Origin of the sequence: uncultured Vagococcus sp. (genome assembly GCF_963518325.1) — a bacterium.
Lineage (GTDB): Bacteria > Bacillota > Bacilli > Lactobacillales > Vagococcaceae > Vagococcus_D.
Map to the genome: position 1 here is coordinate 59,160 of NZ_CAUQJB010000024.1, position 19,603 is coordinate 78,762.

Annotated in this window: 19 protein-coding genes; 14 read left to right on the forward strand and 5 right to left on the reverse strand. The window is 35.3% G+C overall.

Annotation, left to right across the window (positions count from 1 at the left end; translation table 11 throughout):
* Positions 1–77 precede the first annotated feature (77 nt).
* From RWN13_RS16925 to RWN13_RS16960, 8 genes are all read left to right on the forward strand, one after another.
* Complete coding sequence (locus RWN13_RS16925; protein WP_314066042.1) at positions 78–1,673, forward strand: type I restriction-modification system subunit M; 1,596 nt, start codon at positions 78–80, stop codon at positions 1,671–1,673.
* Positions 1,663–2,850 (forward strand): restriction endonuclease subunit S, encoded by a 1,188-nt coding sequence (locus RWN13_RS16930; protein WP_314066044.1) that lies wholly within the window; start codon positions 1,663–1,665, stop codon positions 2,848–2,850. Before RWN13_RS16925 ends, RWN13_RS16930 begins: the two co-directional genes overlap by 11 nt.
* Positions 2,851–2,861: 11 nt before the next feature.
* The gene (locus RWN13_RS16935; RefSeq protein WP_314066046.1) at positions 2,862–6,023 is read left to right on the forward strand and encodes a type I restriction endonuclease subunit R, EcoR124 family; all 3,162 of its coding nucleotides are present in this window, start codon (positions 2,862–2,864) and stop codon (positions 6,021–6,023) included.
* Between the two features lie 117 nt (positions 6,024–6,140).
* A complete protein-coding gene (locus RWN13_RS16940) occupies positions 6,141–6,485 on the forward strand; it encodes a hypothetical protein (RefSeq protein ID WP_314066048.1) in 345 nt (114 codons plus the stop codon).
* Positions 6,433–7,083: a restriction endonuclease gene (locus RWN13_RS16945; protein ID WP_314066051.1), complete on the forward strand. Its 651-nt coding sequence runs from the start codon at positions 6,433–6,435 to the stop codon at positions 7,081–7,083. The genes RWN13_RS16940 and RWN13_RS16945 overlap by 53 nt, the downstream gene beginning before the upstream one ends.
* Before the next feature lie 161 nt (positions 7,084–7,244).
* Positions 7,245–7,529: a type II toxin-antitoxin system HicB family antitoxin gene (locus tag RWN13_RS16950; protein WP_314066053.1), complete on the forward strand. Its 285-nt coding sequence runs from the start codon at positions 7,245–7,247 to the stop codon at positions 7,527–7,529.
* Between the two features lie 214 nt (positions 7,530–7,743).
* A complete protein-coding gene (locus RWN13_RS16955) occupies positions 7,744–7,899 on the forward strand; it encodes a hypothetical protein (protein ID WP_314066054.1) in 156 nt (51 codons plus the stop codon).
* A 511-nt stretch (positions 7,900–8,410) separates the two neighbouring features.
* A complete protein-coding gene (locus RWN13_RS16960; protein WP_314066057.1) occupies positions 8,411–8,716 on the forward strand; it encodes a hypothetical protein in 306 nt (101 codons plus the stop codon).
* A gap of 305 nt (positions 8,717–9,021) precedes the next feature.
* Here the strand turns inward: RWN13_RS16960 and RWN13_RS16965 are convergent, their stop codons facing one another.
* From RWN13_RS16965 to RWN13_RS16975, 3 genes are all read right to left on the reverse strand, one after another.
* Positions 9,022–10,089: a hypothetical protein gene (locus tag RWN13_RS16965; protein WP_314066059.1), complete on the reverse strand. Its 1,068-nt coding sequence runs from the start codon at positions 10,087–10,089 to the stop codon at positions 9,022–9,024.
* A gap of 358 nt (positions 10,090–10,447) precedes the next feature.
* The gene (locus RWN13_RS16970; protein ID WP_314066060.1) at positions 10,448–10,753 is read right to left on the reverse strand and encodes a hypothetical protein; all 306 of its coding nucleotides are present in this window, start codon (positions 10,751–10,753) and stop codon (positions 10,448–10,450) included.
* Between the two features lie 600 nt (positions 10,754–11,353).
* Positions 11,354–11,497: a hypothetical protein gene (locus RWN13_RS16975; protein WP_314066062.1), complete on the reverse strand. Its 144-nt coding sequence runs from the start codon at positions 11,495–11,497 to the stop codon at positions 11,354–11,356.
* Positions 11,498–11,947: 450 nt separating this feature from the next.
* Here RWN13_RS16975 and metA point away from each other — a divergent pair, with 450 nt between their 5' ends.
* The gene (metA, locus tag RWN13_RS16980) at positions 11,948–12,865 is read left to right on the forward strand and encodes a homoserine O-succinyltransferase (protein ID WP_314066065.1); all 918 of its coding nucleotides are present in this window, start codon (positions 11,948–11,950) and stop codon (positions 12,863–12,865) included.
* 1,438 nt (positions 12,866–14,303) lie between these two features.
* Here metA and RWN13_RS16985 read toward each other — a convergent pair.
* Positions 14,304–14,831, reverse strand: coding sequence for a hypothetical protein (locus RWN13_RS16985; RefSeq protein WP_314066068.1), 528 nt, complete (start codon positions 14,829–14,831; stop codon positions 14,304–14,306).
* Positions 14,832–14,879: 48 nt separating this feature from the next.
* Positions 14,880–15,083 (reverse strand): hypothetical protein, encoded by a 204-nt coding sequence (locus RWN13_RS16990; protein WP_314066070.1) that lies wholly within the window; start codon positions 15,081–15,083, stop codon positions 14,880–14,882.
* A 1,160-nt stretch (positions 15,084–16,243) separates the two neighbouring features.
* Here RWN13_RS16990 and RWN13_RS16995 point away from each other — a divergent pair.
* Genes RWN13_RS16995 through RWN13_RS17015 form a run of 5 tightly spaced genes read left to right on the forward strand, consistent with a single transcriptional unit; the run spans position 16,244 to position 19,219 of the window.
* Positions 16,244–16,531: a TIGR04197 family type VII secretion effector gene (locus RWN13_RS16995; protein WP_314066073.1), complete on the forward strand. Its 288-nt coding sequence runs from the start codon at positions 16,244–16,246 to the stop codon at positions 16,529–16,531.
* Positions 16,528–16,884 (forward strand): DUF3958 family protein, encoded by a 357-nt coding sequence (locus RWN13_RS17000; RefSeq protein WP_314066074.1) that lies wholly within the window; start codon positions 16,528–16,530, stop codon positions 16,882–16,884. The genes RWN13_RS16995 and RWN13_RS17000 overlap by 4 nt, the downstream gene beginning before the upstream one ends.
* Complete coding sequence (locus RWN13_RS17005) at positions 16,881–18,386, forward strand: T7SS effector LXG polymorphic toxin (RefSeq protein WP_314066076.1); 1,506 nt, start codon at positions 16,881–16,883, stop codon at positions 18,384–18,386. The genes RWN13_RS17000 and RWN13_RS17005 overlap by 4 nt, the downstream gene beginning before the upstream one ends.
* Entirely contained in the window at positions 18,349–18,747 is a 399-nt protein-coding gene (locus tag RWN13_RS17010) for a hypothetical protein (protein ID WP_314066079.1), read from the forward strand. The genes RWN13_RS17005 and RWN13_RS17010 overlap by 38 nt, the downstream gene beginning before the upstream one ends.
* On the forward strand, positions 18,740–19,219 hold the full coding sequence (locus RWN13_RS17015; protein WP_314066081.1) for a type II toxin-antitoxin system death-on-curing family toxin: 480 nt from the start codon (positions 18,740–18,742) through the stop codon (positions 19,217–19,219). The genes RWN13_RS17010 and RWN13_RS17015 overlap by 8 nt, the downstream gene beginning before the upstream one ends.
* Positions 19,220–19,603 lie beyond the last annotated feature (384 nt).

The following is a 19,603-nucleotide window of genomic DNA, read 5'->3' on the forward strand; positions in this document are numbered from 1 at the left end:
AGGGTTTTGTGAAATAGATGATTTCCCTCTCATTTGATGTTAAAATGATATAGGATAACAAGAAGAGGAGCATATACATGGGAGCAGAATTAAACCAACGTCTATTTAGCGCGGCGGATAATCTTCGTAGTAAAATGGACGCGTCAGAGTATAAAAATTATTTATTAGGATTAATTTTTTATAAATATTTGTCAGATAAACTACTTGAAAAGGTTGTTGAGTTATCAGGGGAATCATTAGACAAATATAACACTCGAGATCAGCAGGCTGACTTGTATAGATCTTTGATCGAGGATTTAGATACAAAAGCTGATTTGGTCGCAACTTTAGTTGATACAATTGGATACGATATTGAACCTAATTTCTTATTTAATGTTTTGACCAATCAAGCCAAACAAAATATATTTCAGTTAAATGATTTGAATAAAGGATTTGTCCAACTATCAAATAAATATGAACAGTTTAACGGGTTGTTTGATGATATTGATTTGTATTCCAACAAGCTTGGAATGGATGATCCACAACGAAATCTGACTATTACTGAAGTTTTAAAGAAATTGGATGATGTTGATGTAACTGGTCATAATGGTGATGTTATTGGTGATGCCTACGAATTTTTAATTAGTCAATTTGCGACAGAGGCCGGTAAAAAAGCCGGGGAGTTTTATACTCCTCACATGGTATCTGAAATGATGGCCCAAATTGTTAGTCTTGGACAAGAAAATAAAAAATTATTTAGCATTTTTGATCCAACAATGGGGTCGGGTTCATTAATGCTGAATGTTAGTAAGTATTTAAATTCACCAGACAGTGTAAAGTATCACGGACAAGAACTGAATACTACAACGTTTAACTTAGCTAAGATGAATTTAATCTTGCATGGGGTTGATAACGAAGATATGAACTTGCGTAATGGTGATACCCTGAATAAAGACTGGCCTTCTGAAGAGCCGTATACATTTGATTCAGTGGTGATGAACCCACCGTACTCAGCTAAATGGTCCGCAGATGATTCCTTTTTAGATGACTCAAGGTTTAACCGCTATGGAAAATTAGCGCCAAAATCCAAAGCTGATTTTGCTTTTCTTTTACACGGATTTTATCACTTAAAAGAAACTGGAACTATGGCGATAGTGTTACCACATGGTGTTTTATTCCGTGGAGCAGCTGAAGGAACTATTCGTCAAAAGTTATTGGAAGATGGTAGTATTTATGCTGTGATTGGGATGCCAGCCAATTTGTTTTTTGGAACCTCAATTCCAACGACAGTGATTATTCTTAAGAAAAATCGTGATAGACGAGATGTGTTATTTATTGATGCCAGTAAAGATTTTACTAAAGGGAAAAATCAAAATAATCTTTCAGAGGATAACATTCAAAATATAATTTCTACCTTTATAAATCGAAAGACTGTTGAGAAATATGCTCACATAGCAAGTTTTGAAGAAATAAAAGAAAACGATTATAACTTAAATATTCCGCGTTATGTGGATACTTTTGAAGAAGAAGAACTGATTGATATGGTTAAAGTAGGGAAAGAAATCAAAGAAATTCGCCAAGAAAAAGCTCAGATAGAGAAGAATCTTTTTGAAATGATGTCATCGTTAACGTACAGTGAGGAAAATGCTGAGTGGATGGCTGAAGCTTTGGAGGTATTTGAGAATGGAAAATAAAGAACAACCTGATATACGATATTTAGGGTTTACTGACGCTTGGGAATTGTGTAGGTTAAAAGAATTAGCAGAGTTTAATCCTAAATCCAATTTACCTGAAAGATTTGAATATATCGATTTAGAATCTGTAGTTGGGACGGAGTTGGTTGGACATAGAACTGAAAATAGAGAGTCAGCTCCTTCGAGAGCGCAACGTCTAGCCCAAAAAAATGATGTGTTTTATCAGACTGTTAGACCTTATCAGAAAAATAACTATCTTTTTAATTTACCATATGATAATTATGTGTTTTCTACTGGGTATGCACAGATGAGACCCAAAAATAGCGGTTATTTTCTTTTGACTTTGGTACAAGAAGAAAACTTTGTAAATAGAGTTTTAGAAAGAAGCACAGGAACTGGTTATCCAGCTATAAACTCTAGTGACCTTGCAAAATTATCTGTTAAAGTACCTACTGATAAAAAAGAACAGCAAAAAATCGGAGAATTTTTCAAAGAACTAGATAACACTATCGTCCTTTACCAACATGAACTAGAAAACCTAAAACAAACCAAACAAGGATTCTTACAAAAAATGTTTCCAAAAGAGGGAGAAAAAGTACCGGAAATTCGATTTTCTGATTTTACGGATGACTGGGAACAATGTAAGGCGAAATTTTTGTTTAATTCTGTAGTGGAAAAAGGCAAAAAAGAATTACCAGTTCTGTCTGTAACTCAAGAAAATGGAGTTGTATATAGAGATGATGTTGGTATAGATATTAAATATGATGTAAAAACTTTGCCAAGTTATAAAGTAGTTCGTCCTGGTGATTTTATAATTAGTTTACGGTCATTTCAAGGGGGTTTTGAGTTATCAGATAAACTAGGAATTACTAGTCCTGCGTATACGATTTTTGAGCCAAAAGTAAAAAAATCTCATGATGAATCTTTTTGGAAAATAAAATTTAAATCATTTAGCTTTATCGAATCATTAAAAACCGTCACATTTGGAATTCGTGATGGGAAATCAATTAGTTTTTCTGATTTTGGGAGCTTAAAATTATCTTTTCCTAGCATTGATGAACAACAAAAAATCAGCAACTTCTTCAAACAATTAGACGACACAATTGCTCTCCATCAACGAGAACTAGAATTACTCCAAAAAACCAAAAAAGCATTCCTACAAAAAATGTTTGTATAGGAGGTGACTGAATGAACAAATTAAACCATCGGGATGAAGCAGAAGTAGAACGACAACTAATAGAAGTGTTAGGCGAAGGTCACAATCAGTGGACCTTTCGCCCTGATTTGAAATCAGAAGAAAGTCTTTGGCAGAACCTACGCCAAAAGATTATTCAAAATAATCTGTCTGAGTTGGGCGAATCACCTTTAACTGATAAAGAATTTGAGTTAATCAAGACTGACCTTCTAAACAAAACACAAACTCCTTTTGATGCAGCCAAATGGCTAAAGGGAGAAAATGGTGTTGCGCGCATAACCATTGAACGTGAAGACGCCTCTCTTGACTCTGTTTCGCTGGTTCTTTATTCTAATCAGGAAATCGGTGGAGGCTTTTCAACTTATGAAGTCGTTCATCAGGTGGCGAAACAAAAGAGTAGTGCTGAAGGTCTTGACAGACGGTTTGATGTGACGCTATTAATTAACGGACTGCCCATTGTTCAAATCGAATTGAAACAAGCGACTGCAAAAGATGGTGTCTATCAGGCTTTCAATCAGATTAAAAAGTATGCTGAAGAAGGGGTCTTCCGTAACAATATTTTTTCAACCTTGCAATTATTTGTTGTGTCAAATGAACAGACGACTCGGTATTTTGCTAATGCTATGCCAAAAGACATGCACCGCAAGTTTTTGTTTAGCTGGCGAATGAAAGATAATCGAAAGGTCGATAATCTCTATGAATTCTCTAAACAGGTTTTAAACATTCCCGATGCTCACCGTCTTATAGCAAACTATACGATTGTCAGTGAAGATCAGGACAATAAAACCTTAATGGTCTTACATCCGTATCAAGTTCACGCTATTGAAGAATTATTTACGGCTGCAAACAAGCATCAGTCAGGTTATGTTTGGCATGCGACTGGTTCAGGGAAGACGTTGACTAGTTTTGTGGCAACCAAACTGCTAGCACGTAAGGTTGGGGTTGACCGGACAATTATGATGGTAGACCGTAAAGATTTGGATAGTCAAACGACCAGTGAATTTACCAAGTTTGCTTCTGAGTTTAATACGGGGCTTTCAACAGGTGACGCTAAATCGAATAGTTTAATCGTTGGAACGGGAAGTGCCAAAAAATTAAGTGAAGCCTTACTGGCTGAAGCTAATTCAAATGTGGTGATTATCACAACTAAGCAAAAGTTGGACGCTGCGCTGAATTACGCCAAAAAACAAGAAAAAGCTAAAGGAACTAATCGCTTTGAAAAACTTTTAGGCCAACATATTGTCTTTGTTGTGGACGAGTGTCACCGAGCGCTAAGTGCTGAAAATATGGAAGAGACGAAAGCCTTCTTTCCTAATTCTACTTGGTTTGGTTTTACAGGAACGCCGATTTTTGATGAGAATAAAAAACAAGCCAAAGGTCAACTTGCGAGAACAACCCATGATCAATATGGTGAGGTTCTGCACACTTATACCATTAAGAACGCCTTAGAAGACGGATCCGTGTTAGGCTTTCAAGTGGAGCATGAAGACACCATTAAAGAGAACACCTTAAAAAATAAAATTTATCGTCAGTTAATTGAAGTTGAAAAGTATGGGGATTATTCGCCTGAAAAGATTAATCAACTGGTTGACCAAATGGATGATGTCAAAAGAGAGTCTTACATTGATAATCAGGTATACGATAATGATGATCATATTCAAAAAGTTCTTCGTAAGATATTTCGACCAGATAATGCCTATACAAAGTTCGATTTTTCTAATGGTAAGCCACAAAAGTCGGCTATTTTAACAACAAGTTCGATTGATATGGCGAAACGTTATTACCGGGCGATTAAAGAAATGACAAAGGACTCCGATTGGTTACTGCAAAAGTTTCCAGATCATCCAATTAGAGAAGGACGGACAATGGATGATCCAGATTTTCCTCGAATTGCTATTACTTATTCGATGGATGAAAACAAGGCTGACGCACAAGAAAAGCAGGATGAGATGTCGGGGATTATTCAAGAGTATAATGCTTATTACGACACCGCGTGGTCAATTAGTGATATTGACCGCTACAATGGGGACATTAATAATCGCCTAGCACGGAAAAAAGCAGAATTTAAGCAATTTGGTAAGCAAGTAGATTTAGTCATTGTAGTGGATCGTCTGTTAACAGGTTTTGACGCGCCAACGATTCAAACCTTATTTGTCGACCGTAACTTAGAATATGCTAATTTGATTCAAGCTTTTTCCAGAACTAATCGAACGTTTCCTAATAAAGAAAAAGGCTTAGTGGTGACATTCCGTAAACCTCATACGATGGAAGCACATGTTGCGGCTGCTACAAAGTTGTATTCAGAGGCGAAAGAAGAATCTGGACTTGTTTATGCCACGTATGATGAATCAAAGAAACGGTTTAAACAAGCCTATCGAAAAATGAAAGATTTTGTGATCGTTCCAGGTGAAATCGATGAACACAGTTCCTTGACCGCTCGAGTAGACTATGTAAAGGCCTTCCAGGAGCTTAATAACGCCTATGGAGCGCTAGTAACCTATGATGAGTACAATAATGATATGGAAAAATCACCGGCTTTAAACGAGCAGGTGAGCATTTTAGAAGAACAAGTCGGTATCTACGAGACTGTCAAAGGCTCTTTAGTTGAGGCGGATGATAGAGATCCCGATAATCGAGCCGATTTTTCTAGTATTGAGTTTTATGGTGAAAACAGCATCAAGTTATATGATATTGATGCGGCCTATATCAATCGCTTATTGGGAACTTACTCTGCTCATAACCAAGACATCCGCGAAGAAATTGAAAAGGCGTTAACTAAGTTAAACAAATCAGAAGCAGTCAAAGAGATTTATCGAGAAATTTTAAATGCCATGGACGAACAAACGGTTAGTAGTAATGAAGATATTTTTGTGGTTAAACGTCATTTCTTTACGAAGGCAGTGGATCAAGCTATTCAAGTATTTGCAGATAACTGGTTCGTTTTAGTTGAGGAACTTCATTCGTCCACTATGCAATATGTCGTAGGGGCAGAGCCAATTCCTAATATTGGGGCGATCATTGAGAGCAAGGATTTTGATGGATATAAGAAACAACACCCTGAAGCGAGACCCTTTAAGTATGCTCAGGATATGAAACGTGATTGGCGAGTGACCTTAGATGAGGTCATAATGCCATTGAATGATGAATTGAGGTAAATAGTAATATTGAACTATGATAGAAAGTGATCTTACTTTATAATTGAAGTGAGATGATTTTTTATCATAGTTTATTTTCAGTAAAAAAATAGCTTACCAAAATAAAAGGGGAGACAGATGAATAAAGACTGGTCCAAACTAAAGCAATCTGCAAATCAAATACCGACTAATGACTCTTTATTGCCGTATGTGTTAGAAGTTCTAAAAAATGGTGAAGAAGCAACCAATCATGTTATTAGGAATCGTGTGTATGACTTTTTATCAATTCCAGAAGAAATTAAAAATATCAAATACCCAAATTATCCAGATGATGATGGTATCCTAGCTAATCGATTTAGTTTTTCCTTAAGTAAGTTGTATAAGGCCAAGGCGAGGCATTTATCAGATTACAGAAGTAGGACAACGCTTGTTGACACAATACGGAGATCAACTTACCGAAAAGGTACTAGAAGAGGAACCTGATTATATTAGATATATGAGCGAATTAACTGAACGAACTGAACGGAAAGGTAATGCACTTCAAGAAGTCAACATTGATAAAGACGATCCAGAAAAGGTTGAGATTGGTAAGTTGGTTAATCAGATAAATAATGAGATCGCCATCGAATTATTAGATAAGATTCGTAATAGTAGCCCAAATTTTTTTGAGTATTTAGTAGTGGACTTACTTGTGAAGATGGGATACAGTGGCGAAAATGGCGATGCTAAGATAACGAGCTACTCCAATGACAATGGGATAGATGGGATCATAAACCAGGATCCACTAGGAACGAGTACGGTTTATCTTCAAGCTAAAAGGTATAAAGAAGACAATAAAGTCGGTAGGCCTGCTATTCAGGCTTTTTATGGGGCCTTGGCCGGTGTCAATGCAGACCGAGGTGTCTTTATCACAACTTCTGATTATTCTAAAGAAGCTAAACTATATGCCAAAAATCAAGGAATTGTGTTGATTGATGGAATCCAACTAACGGATTTGATGCTTAAGTACCAAGTTGGTGTTGAAGAAGCACATCAGTATACTGTTTTTCGGATTGATAATGATTATTTTGAGTTAGAATAACAGGCAATCGAGTTTTGGATCGTTGAAACTATTTCTAATTAGAAATGCTCAGTACTTCTATAGTCAGTATTTACAGTGATAGGTGTTCTGAGAAGCGCCATGTATAAGGTAAATGGCATGTGGTTTGTAAAGGATAAAACTGGTTAAAAGGAGGTGCGACAATGGTGCTTAAGACTTATCTTGCGGTGATCCAAGAAGGAGAAGAAGGCGGTTATACGGTCTATTTTCCTGATGTCGAAAATGCCTATACAGAAGGTGATACGATTGAAGAAACCATGGCGAATGCCCGAGAAGTGTTAGGTGTGATGTTGGCTTATCGGATTGAGGCAAAAGAACCTTTCCCTACACAATCATCTATGGTAGCTATTCATGACTCATTAAAACCCAATGAGTTTGCCGCGCTAATTCAAGTGGATGTTAGCCAATATCTAGTGCCTGCTGAATGATGTATAAACGTTGATATGCCTACATGTATAGAGTGCTTCTCAAATTTGAAGTGCAAGGTTTTTAATGAGAAACAGACCAAAACCTTGCACTTCATTAGCGAGAATGCATAAAAATGAGAGTTAAGCTTTCAAAACCGTCAATTAATGTTGCTAAAAATACCGGTTTAAAAGCGTTATGCATAACTACACGCTTATTAAATGGGTTTTATACATTATGAGAGATTCATTCAGTAGGCACTATCTACGAGCGTCTACTGTCGTAAAAAAAGCAGTCACAATCCCTGACTGGCTAATTAAAAGGGCGGAAAAAGAAGGGATTGACCTTTCCGGCACTTTAGTTGAGGCATTAAAAGAAAAATTAGGTGTTTAGTTCTGAACCTTTTCTTCATTGTAGGAGAAGGTTTTTTAGTGCCAGCATTTATGAAGAACGTATAATTGCTGCTAATTTGAAGTAATTTCAATTGTTAGTCAGATTCACTTGACTAATAAGGTTGTAACCCTTTACAATGTAGGTGTTAAGGTAGTGAAAAACCAACCAAATAAAAAATGGCACTTCTCAGATTGGACCGACCCTTTCTGAGAAGCCCTTAAGCGTCAGTCTCACCTGATACTCAAAGTTGCCAGTTAGTAAGAATTACTAACATATCTATTGTACTTAATTTTTGTGGATTGTGCTAGTCTTTTTCGACAAGCCTCTGGCAAAAAACAGCGGTATGTTAGGTCTATTTGTCTAACTCCAAACGAGCAGTCACAGGTCGCGATAAAGCGTCTGTTGATGGCTCGTTTTTATTTTTTATTTGGGCTACCTTTAAAGTGAGAGATTGGTGCATGTTGAACGGTTAATGGTGGAAAGAGAAGGCCAGTCAAAGGAGGAAAAAGAAATGGCAGAAAAAGAAAGGAACATACTCACCAAAAAGAATCAACCGATTAAAACTATTGTCTATCAAGATATCTACGCAACCAAAGAAACCTTAGAAAAACTACAATCATGGGAAAATACGTTAAAGTTATTTGTAACATTTTTTGCTGAGCAACGTAACAAACCTCTAAACAAAAAAGAAATTATCCAACACTATCATGCGGCTTCGCAAGTATTCGGCATCTTTTTTGATGATTTTACAAAGCAGACCAGTATATTGGAAAGTCAACTTGAAGCATTACGAACAAGTAGAAAGGTCGGTGACTAATCTGTTTAGGCGGCATAGCTAGTGTGTAGTCACCATGTCCATTACTGAAAAGTTTGTCAGTAATGGATATGGTAAAGCCACTTATTTCGAAATATAGTGAGTCATCATCTTATCGGGAGTGTGCTACCTCTCCTTTTGTATAATGCGGTTGTAGAGAAAAGACTGCCTCCCCCCATTATATGGGAGGAGTTTCGTATATGCGTTTTATTCTTTTAATTGAAGGCTATTCATCAACAAATATCTATTTGGTGTGGCACCACTAGTCGATTTAAATAGGTTCAAATCAATCAATAGAAAAATTTAGATTACCTAAACGACCGAAAAAAGATACTGCCTAGTGAAAATAGAAACGTTAAAAAAAGAACCAGTGGAATTAACAATGATTTTTCGTTGATTGCTTGTTTTGTTTTGAATGCATAAATATAATAGATAAGACATGCAATCATAAAGATGATATGAATTGGGCCAAAGTCAAATGCAACAGAAATAAAAATTAAAAAAAACGGTAATACGCCAGCTAAAGATGATCGTACAATTAAAAGAGAGTCTAAAAAATAGTATTTTTGAGCAGTCTTTGAATAGATGGCGAAGGTTAAAAAAATGATAAAGAAAACTAGGATGATTAATGAAATTAAAAGAAATGCAAAATTAAATTTAGGTTGTACTGAAAGTGTATAGGCTAATAAATAGGCTAATCCTGTAAAAATATAGAAAAAAGTTAAAGTAAGGTGAATGGTGTTCAAAATAGAGTGTCTCCTATTAAGATAAAAATGATATTTATTTTCTTTTGTACTAATTTGCTGAGCAGCAACGTGCCTCATAGCTGTAAAATAAGAAAGCGTTAGAGCTGATTCAAACAAAAAGTCATTTTGATTGATTGTAATGTAATGAACAATTTCTTTGTTGCGGGAAATGAAAACAAATAAAATAAGGATAGTGATAAGTGTACCTATTAAGTTAGAAATAAGAGCATAAGCGACATGATTTCCAGAAATATCATATTTTCCTGTGTCAATAGTTTTGCCGTAAATTGTTTCTAAGCTTGTCTTGGCAAATTCTTTGACCTTACTGTATGGCTTTATGCTATCATTGTTCTTTTTAATTCCGTGTAAAAGACCTTCAAAATAGCCAACAATGGCAGGAGAGATAGAGAAGAAGAGTAAGGAAAAGCAAAAAATCTCTTTGTATTCGAATACCCAACTATCAAAAGGTGTATAAAGCCCCGCGCCCATCAATAAGATAAGCGCAAAGAAAATTCTATTAATTAGTTTGTATTCTAAATCAGGCTTAAGTTTCTTTTTGTCCATTTTTTGTACGAACATTACTAATAAAGCGAAACCAAAGCTTATTAGTATCCCTATTTTATCCATCATTTGATGTATCCCTCCTTTGATTATCGCGTGCTGTATTAACCTTAAATTATTTATGTTTTTAAATCAATTTTGTGTTCTATTATTTATTGTTTAACTTTTTGTTAAACATGATGTGGCTCGTTTGTAAAGACTAAGAAAGTTAGCCAGCTGATTATAACAAAAATTTTTTGAAAGTTACATATATTATACCTAATTTAAACGAAATTAGCTAATTGTTGAAAAGAGAATTATTTTGACCTTCCAAAGTCAGATTATCTCAGTCTTTAGATGTATGAAAGAGAACCAATCGCGAATAATGCTTGGTTCTCCTTCTTAGATAAATGATAACTCTGAATTGGCTTGATAGACCGTTTCATAGTCAATCGTTCGTTTTTTCTTTGCTTCTAATGAGGCACTGCGTTAGTAAACGATTAATTTTTTGTATGCTAGTACCCGCACTGGCTGCTATGGTTTCGATTATTTCTGGAGAAAACAAAGGCTCGGTCACACCTGCTACTTTTAGTTTAGCAGCTACATAGGTCGTGATTTCTGCTGATTCTAACCACATGACTTGTAAGGTCGTCGCAATTCGTTGGCGAAAGGCTTCAAACTGTGCTCGTTGAAGCGTTTGCCCCAATTGGGGCTGTCTAACTAAGATGATGACAAACTTCTTTTGACTGTCCATGCCCAAATTCATTAAAAGCATGAGTTCTATAAAATTGCGCCGTTTAAAAACTGGACTTCATCAATCACAAAGACAGACATCACATGCTCTAAATCACACAACTTTTGAATTCGTTCGTGTATCTATCGAAATAAGATGGTTTTTCGTACTTTTGGTTCTAATCCCAGTTTATCTGCGAACTAATGATAAAAATCACTGACAGATACGGTCGTCAATTGAAGGTAACTGACTATGTAAACATTGGGATTCAAGCTAGTGACAAATTACCGTAAGGCAAAGATGTTTCCCGTTCCAAGTCGACCGATTAGCACACCTATTCCCAAAAGATTTTTTAATAGTTAAGGCGGTTTAAAATTAATCGTCTCAATCACTTCTTTGGCCTCTTTATCACAGGGATTGTGGGGCATGCCATAATACATCCAACATGTCATTTGTTTGCTCCCTCTGACAGGCGGATTCGGGTCTGTTCAAGTGTCGAATTTTTGATTTTATTGACTTCAGTAATCGGGAAGTAGCTCTTCTTGCCACTCTAAGTAAACCGCTGATAAGTCAGGTTGGTAACGAATGGTCAGGTGGCGTGGCCCGTTTCAAATTGGTGATTCAAGAGACTATAATGCCGTCATTAGCGACTTTTCGCTGTTCTCGATGAAGGAAGGCTGTTTCAAATTCAGCTGTTGGCACTTTTTGGATGGCTTCTGGTTCAGCAGAAAAGCGATTAATCGGTATTTGCTTGCCAGAAAGCATTCGGTTCACTTGACTATTTCAGCTTACCACATACTGAGAAAACGACTGACCAAGAGCTTCAAGTGAGGGGAATTCTTTATAGATCAGATTACGCATCCATTGAGTTTTCATTAGGTCAAACCACCACTCAATTTTCCCTTTCTCATGTAAAGTTTTACATAAAAAAGGAAGTGTTGAAAACATGAGCGGTTGGTTTTAGTTTAATCGTAAAACATAGGGAAAATATTATGATCAAAATAGTTGAAAATAGTGTTGGCTTGATCGAAGAACAATTAGTTATCAAATTAATGGCATAACAATGATTTAGATAGTCTTGTCGATAGTGTGAAGATATGTGGTACAATAATGAAAACGGGATTATTCAGACACTATCTGCAATAATAGTGGACGATATTTATTAACGGATTTAGAGGGTTATCCGAATAAAATATTTTTTGAGGAGTATGATACATGCCGATTAAATTAGCCAAAGACTTTCCAGCAAAAAAGGTTTTGGAAAATGAACGTATTTTCACGATGGATTCGACACGAGCAGAAACGCAAGATATTCGACCATTGAAATTAGCTTTAGTCAATTTAATGCCAGACAAAATCACCTGTGAGATTCAATTTCTACGATTGCTTTCCCAAAGTCCATTACAGATTCACGTTGATTTTGTGCAGATGAGCACGCATCAACATAAATACGCTAGTCACGATCATCTGTTTAAGTTTTACGAAACACTGGCAGATATTGAAAACAATTATTATGACGGGATTATTATTACGGGTGCGCCGGTTGAAACAATGCCCTACGAAGAGGTTGATTATTGGCCGGAATTCATCAAACTTCTAAACTGGAGCCAAACTCACGCGACATCCGTTTTACATGTTTGTTGGGGTGCTGAAGCAGGCCTTTATGTTCATTACGGCATTGATAAAGTTCTTTATTCGGAAAAGCTGTTTGGGGTTTATGAAAACCAACTGATCAGTGAACATGTATTAACTCGTGGTTTCGACGATGTGTTTTTTACACCACAATCTCGTTACACGGGGATTAATGAAGCTCAAATTGATCAAGAAGTCTTGGAAGTCTTAGCGAATAATCAACAATTTGGCTCGACAATTTTAGCATCGAAGGATCAAAAAAATGTGTTTGTCTTAGGGCATTTTGAATACGACAGTGATACGCTAAATAAAGAGTATATCCGTGATCATGAACGTGGGATGGCGACTCAGCTACCAGCTAACTACTTTAAAGAAGACAATCCAAATGGAAAAATCATCAATCAATGGCGGGCTCACGGCTTTTTATTCTATCATAATTGGTTGAATGATGTCTATCAACGGACACCTTATGAGTTGAATCAAGCAAACTTAGCGCGATAATTAAAATGAAAAGTGCCTGGTAAGTTAACATTAACTGGGCACTTTTTCTTTTATTAAGGAACTGTTTGTTGATATGATGCTAGCAAAATCGTAGAAATTTTAATTGATCAAATAGCGAGTTGTTAATGAGAAAATGCTTATGAATCGTAATACTTCCTACCCCTATCCAAAAGAAGAGGTGGCTTTATTCAGGCAAGATGGCTCACTATATTTCGAATAAGTGGTTTCGCCATGCCTTAATAATCAGACTGTGACCAACTTGAGACCAATCAATGAATCCTGTCATTGGTTGGTCTCAAGTTGGTTATTTTAATGATGCGGTCTATTTTTCGTTCTTACTTTTATCAGTTTTTGCTTTGCCGATTATAAGAGCTGGGGTAAGAAGCATGAAAAAAAGGCCTTCAGTTTTGTATTGTTCCGTTGTTAAAAATAAGAGGATTCCCAGTATGCATATAACAAATCCAATGTAATAGGCATATCCGTATTTTGTTTTGATTTTGTTCATAGTTATGTTACCTGCTTTCGTTTGTGTCTAACTTGTTAGTAATTTAAGTTTAGCAAAGAATAGGTCTTAGGTGTGAGTTTATGTCTTAGGCTGAATACTGCGGATGAAATAGACCTTAAGTACGAAGAAACAGACAGTACGAAGCGGAAGAAAGACCGACTGATGCGGAGAAGTAGACCAACCCGGTTAAATGCAAGAAAATTCAGATGAATGACGAGGGGCATTTCTTTTGCTATAGGAGGGGCAGCTATTACTACTATTATTATTATTATTCGTAATGTAATGGTTCAAGCAAATAATGGCTTTTCAGTAGAAATCAATGTAATTTTTTGAGTTTTATTGTAGCGCTATTAGTTGCTTTTCGAATGCATCAGTCAGCTAATTCTAAAAATAGTTTAATCGATATCCTCGGATTTGGGCCTGATATTGAAAAAAAAGTAAGGCTACGCCCTAAATCAAACATTTATAGTTTGACATGTTTAGTTGGCTATCTAGCGGCAGCCTTAGTTTTAAACATTGTAGTGGAATCATATCTCTTAGAAGTGGTATTATGTTAATCGTTTCAATGTTAACGTTATTGATTAGTTTAACCAATGTAGACTGAAAAAAAGATTAGCTCGAAAATCCGTGATAATCTTGGTCCACTTTATTAATAAGTCATATCTTTTTATTTACTATCAGAAACTATTCTTCTAGGTATGTCTCATATTTACATCATCTCAATTAATTTTTTGATTTAATTACATATTTTATTTTATTACTGGAAGTAATTTTCCCATTAAATAGTGTCACTATAAAAAATAATATTGTACATAGCAACATAAGTCTTTCTTGAACAAAAAAAGGCAATATTAAGGTTAGAGCTATTAAGAATATACTTATCCCTATTAAAACTATTATAGATTTAATTATCTGAATCACATGCATCATATTTCACCACCATTTTAATATGTTCTGTGTTGTGCGCAATGGACTAATTGCGTATCCTGTTCCAAATTCCGTCAGATTCATTCCAAATTCCTTGATTTTTTTCTCAAATTTCTTTTTACGATAATTCGAGACTATCTTCAGACTTATAATTAATGATAGCCAAAAAATTATAAGATTAACAAAACCAACTCCATAGTCTATAGGTAGATTAGAAGCTCCCCACAGCCAATCAAATGGTATCACATTACGCAATACAGCACCTATTGGAATCGCTAACCCCAATCCAATATAACTCTTATTATTTTTTTCTTGTGCTTTTTTTATAGTTTTTTCACTCAAAAATGAATATTTCCTTAAAGATTGATTTACTTTATATATTTTTCTATTAAATTTATATTGTTTAAGTCCAAATAGAAAAAAGTTTTGTCGAACTAGATATTCGTTATTGCTCTCATCTATTAATAACCACCATCCCCGAATAATTTTCTCATTATCAAACGATAGATTAAATACGGTTCCTTCTATTTCCATTAAAACTACCTACCTCTAAAAATTACTTACACTTTTAGACAATTTATTTCATCCAGATACCACTGCATTTCCAACTCCATCTTCGAAGTCTTTTACTCCTTTGAAATTATTTCGTAACCAATCATTTCCCATCCCTATAACAATACCAGCACCTATTGGCGTAGCACCTAAGATTGCAACTCCTACGCCGGTAACAATTCCTGTTGTAATTTCTTTCCCCCAAGCCTCTTCAGTAGTATCACCTTGCCACATAGCTATCCAAGTCTCAAATATTTAAGTTGAATGCTATGATTACCTTCTTACGACATAATAATAAAGCACCTCTCCTAAAAATAGGAAAGATGCTTTATTTTAATCGACTAAGCACTGACACAAAATAATCGCTGTGTCAGTTGGTTTCAAGAGAGCATACTTGAGGCTATAAAAAATTTCAACCTAAGTATAAATTGAGGAACCTGTTATGTTTATTTATTTTTTTTGAAGATACGTTAAATTTATTATTTTTCATTGTCGATGATGTAAACGCGGCGTTTACGTAAAAATTTCAAAAAACGTTATTTAAATATTCTTTAAGTTACTATTATGATGCTGTTTATGAGGTTTTTTAGAATGATAATTAGTAATTAAACCTATGTCGTCTGAGCGTTTACATACTTTTTAGGTTGATAATAGGTAGGCAAACGACAACAAAAAAGTAGTTATTTTATCCAGTATTAATAATATTCTTAAAATAAAACTAAATTTCACCTTTTAACGAGTATATAATGAAAGCGTTTGATTGTCAAGTGGTAAATCAAGAAAATAGCTAAATTTATGGTGAAGGGTCCCTATTTTAATGACTGTGAGACGGCCTTTTATAGAATGTATTGGTTAAAGACAGCTCCTTGGTCTAGCATCTTAGACTGTGTAGTGGTTTGTGACATATTGTGATTGACAAAATGGTTTATTACTAAGTGATAATAGGGTGAATGCATGAAATTTTGGGACTAAAAGGAGACGAACTTTATATGATTGAGTTAATGGAAGAGCTAGAATGAAGGATGTATATTATATTGAACATGCTTGAGGTGGCAACTGTTTTGATCTCAACTTTTACTTTATGGAACCATTTGTTCAGGCTGATTTTCATATAATTGATTCGGTGATGATAGAGCCTATCAAATTTTAGTTAGATGAGACTGATTAATAGTTACTAGTTAAGGCTCGAGCAAAGGCTACTGAGTCCAGATTATTTTTAAAAAGGTCTAATGAATGAGATCGGAAGTGAACACTTAAGATAAACTGGTGGAGTAGCGGATTTAAGTTGAGACTAGACGAAATTTTAAAATAAGTGTCCTTTGACTATGATTTTTGTATACAAATTGAAGGTTATTCGATATTATTAAGACATAACAATAAAAAGGGGATTGAAAATGACAATATCAAGTGATTTGGGGACAGCACAACAAAAAGCGACGGCGATTACCAGTGCCTTAGGAACACTTTCAGGAATAGGTAATCCGTCTCTGGACAGTCAAACAACCGTTAAAGGGAATAGTAAGGTTCAAGAGGCAGTAAAAGCGACCATAGATGGCGGTAAAAGCATTTCAGAAGCAGTTCAATTAGCCACAAGCAATCTTCAAAGTGTGGCACAAGGTTTTGAAGCGGTAGATAGAGCTGTCCGGGATTCATTAATTAATCCATTAGGTATCCTTAAATGACCGATAGACAATTGGCATTAATGAAGCAAGAGCAACAACTCAATGAAAAAGAAGCTGATTTATATCGTGAAGAAACAAAATTGGAACGATTGGAAGAGGATTATTTCGGACATTTTTCAAAAGCTAATCATTTGTTCAGTGATCTCCGTTATTTGTTTAGTGGGACAGATGATTCTCCGTTTTTTGAAGAACTATCTCATGAAGTCTATCAAGACTCACGAAAGATGGAAGAAACACTTTCAAGTGTGAGAAAAGATGTGAAACACCAACATCAATCCCTTCAAAAGCAACTAGATGACCTTTACAAAGACAAACAAACAATAATGAGAGAAGAGGAGGAACAACTATCATGAGTGTGGATATGTATGTCTCATCCTCCCAAAGCCAAGCCTCAAGTGTCGCGGCTATTTGCCGTCAACAGAAACAAGGGTACGAGCAGTTACAACGAGCGATTAATGACTTTGTCGTTGGTAGCCCACAACTGCAGGGAGCGGCTTACGATTCGGCTAAACAATTTTTCAGTACGGTCTTAATTCCCTTATCAAAAGGTGGTATACTTTTATCAGAAGCGGTCATGGAAGCTTGCCAGAAATTCCCAGAAGAATATATGGCGGCAGTTGACAGTGGTGATTTGAGAGAATCAGACCTGAGAGAAAAAATTGAACAATTGAACCGTCAGATGTCAGAGCTGTCTGATCTTAATGATCGATTGCAGAGCATGTTGTTTCGTCAGCAACAGGATGGTGCCTTAGATGGGTCCATCGCGTCTCGGATGTCTGGGGCTCATTCATTGATGGCAACTTATGGAAGGGCGAAGCAAAAGTTACAAGAGAAACTAGATAAACTGTTGGAGTTTAATGGTCGATCGCCTGATATTTTTGCAGAGATAGAGGGACTGAAACAAGTTGTTAAAACGGGAACTGGAGTTGCGAGTAGTTCTTGGAATTCCAGTGTCGGGACTTTTTCAATACCTAAGTTAGATAAAATGAGTTGGGCAAAAGATGTTAATACTCTTTGGCAAGAGCGTTTGGTATTAAAAACAGAGGTACGTGTCACCAGTCACCAGACTAACTCCAAAGTAGGCGTAATTTACTTGTATGAAGTGTACGTCGATGGTGTTTACGATGATCAAAAAACTCAAAATTATATTGCCATGCGAAATAAATTACTTACCAGTGAGTATGCAGAAGAATTAACCAAAGGAAGTCATTTTATCGGCGAGTTTGTGTATGTTAATGATATCTATCGTTTACTCTATGGTGAAGATTGGTTAAGTGGAGATAAGACAAGTCGATTAGAAGCTGCTGGATGGTTAGGTATGTCATTACTTCCTATTGGGAAGTTAGCTCAAATAACCAAGGAAGTTAGAGCAGGTAATAAACTCCTTAAAGGGGTACAGCTATCACAAAAAGAGTTGAAAATATTGCACGATGCGAAGTATTTTGGCAATAGTGCTAAGATAGGAGCCAGTTCTGGTGGTGGGGGACGAAATCTAAACAAACCGCCTAGAAATCTTATCGAAGACATAGATGAGATTGCTGATGACATTAGAAACATAAATGGTAAGTATTCTAGTGGTTTTGAACAAAATAACTCTATAGAGAGTATAATTAATTCAGCCTCTTACTATGACGATTCATGGGACCAAGTTTCCGCGGTGACAAGAGGAATTGCAGAACACGCATTTGTTGATGGAAATAAACGAACAGCATTTGATACTCTAAATATGTTGTTAGGTGATTTAAAAATGAAATCACCATTGAATGATTCACAAAAATGGGACTTAATAAATAAAATAGGAACAGGGGAATTGAAAGATGTGTCAGAAATTGCAAGAATTCTTAAAGGAAAATAAAGCCAATTTTTTATTGAAATATGATTCAATTAGAGAGAATAACAAGTATACTGTCATGTTATTTGATACTGTAAAAAAAGAAAAAATTTCTGGTGGCGATACAAATTCTATTGATATAACAGAGGAAAGTATAGAAAATGATACTAATAGTCATGTAGATTTTTATGAAATTAATAATCTACTCTATAAAATACAAAAATCGTTAAGTGCAGTTGCTGAATATGTCGTAATGATCTCTATTAATTATGTCAACGGTGATCTTAAGTACACGTTTTATCTTGATGAATTGGGTGATGTTAGGCATAATAAGTTTAGATCTTATAAAGAATTGGTAGATTTTATTGGAGCAAATTATGAATGAACAACTGATAATTGATATTAATAATCACATTCAGAAACTAACCGTTGGTGTTATTGACCCAATGTATGGTATTAGAGATAGAAGCTCGGTGTGCTTAATTTCTCAAACTTTGGACCAAGAAGTTTTTGGTGTGAAATTGTATCCGACAGTTTTAGACAAGGCAGCCTATCTATGGTATGCTCTGTCTAATTACCATTGTTTTTATAATGGAAATAAGCGAACGGCTCTAGTTACAACTTTTATTTATTTGAGGGTAAACGGTTATTATCTAAATGTGGATAGTACCTTTTATGATATATCATTAAACATTGTTGAATCAAATTTAGAAAAACAAGAAATAAAACGAATAATAAAAAACAATATTTTGGAACTGACAATAGATTATCCAGAGAATATTATGGGGCTGTTAAAAAAAGAGATTAGCAAAAATAGTAGTTTTAGAGAGGTACTTCTTAATTTGTCGTTAACCTAAAGAATAATTCAATAACGTAGCTAAGTTATATCTGGCTAATAGTTTAAAAGTTATTTTTTATTAAGTTGAAAGTACTTTAATTACGGGAATAATCAAATATTCAGTATTGTTTACATTGGTTTGTAGGAATCTAATTTAGCATAGCTTTTTAATACGTTAGCCAAAAATGAAACAGAGACGAAAATAAATAGGCTCTTTGTCAAATGATGTTGATGGCGAAGAATCTGTCGAATAAAAAAATCGATTAAGCAGTGAGAGAATGATGCCTCTCGCTGCTTTTTTTACTTGTCTGACAACTAATTAAAATCCGTCTTCTAAAACTGATAAAACGTAAGCGGGTAATTAAAGCACGGCTATAAATTAATACGACCTCCGACTATACTT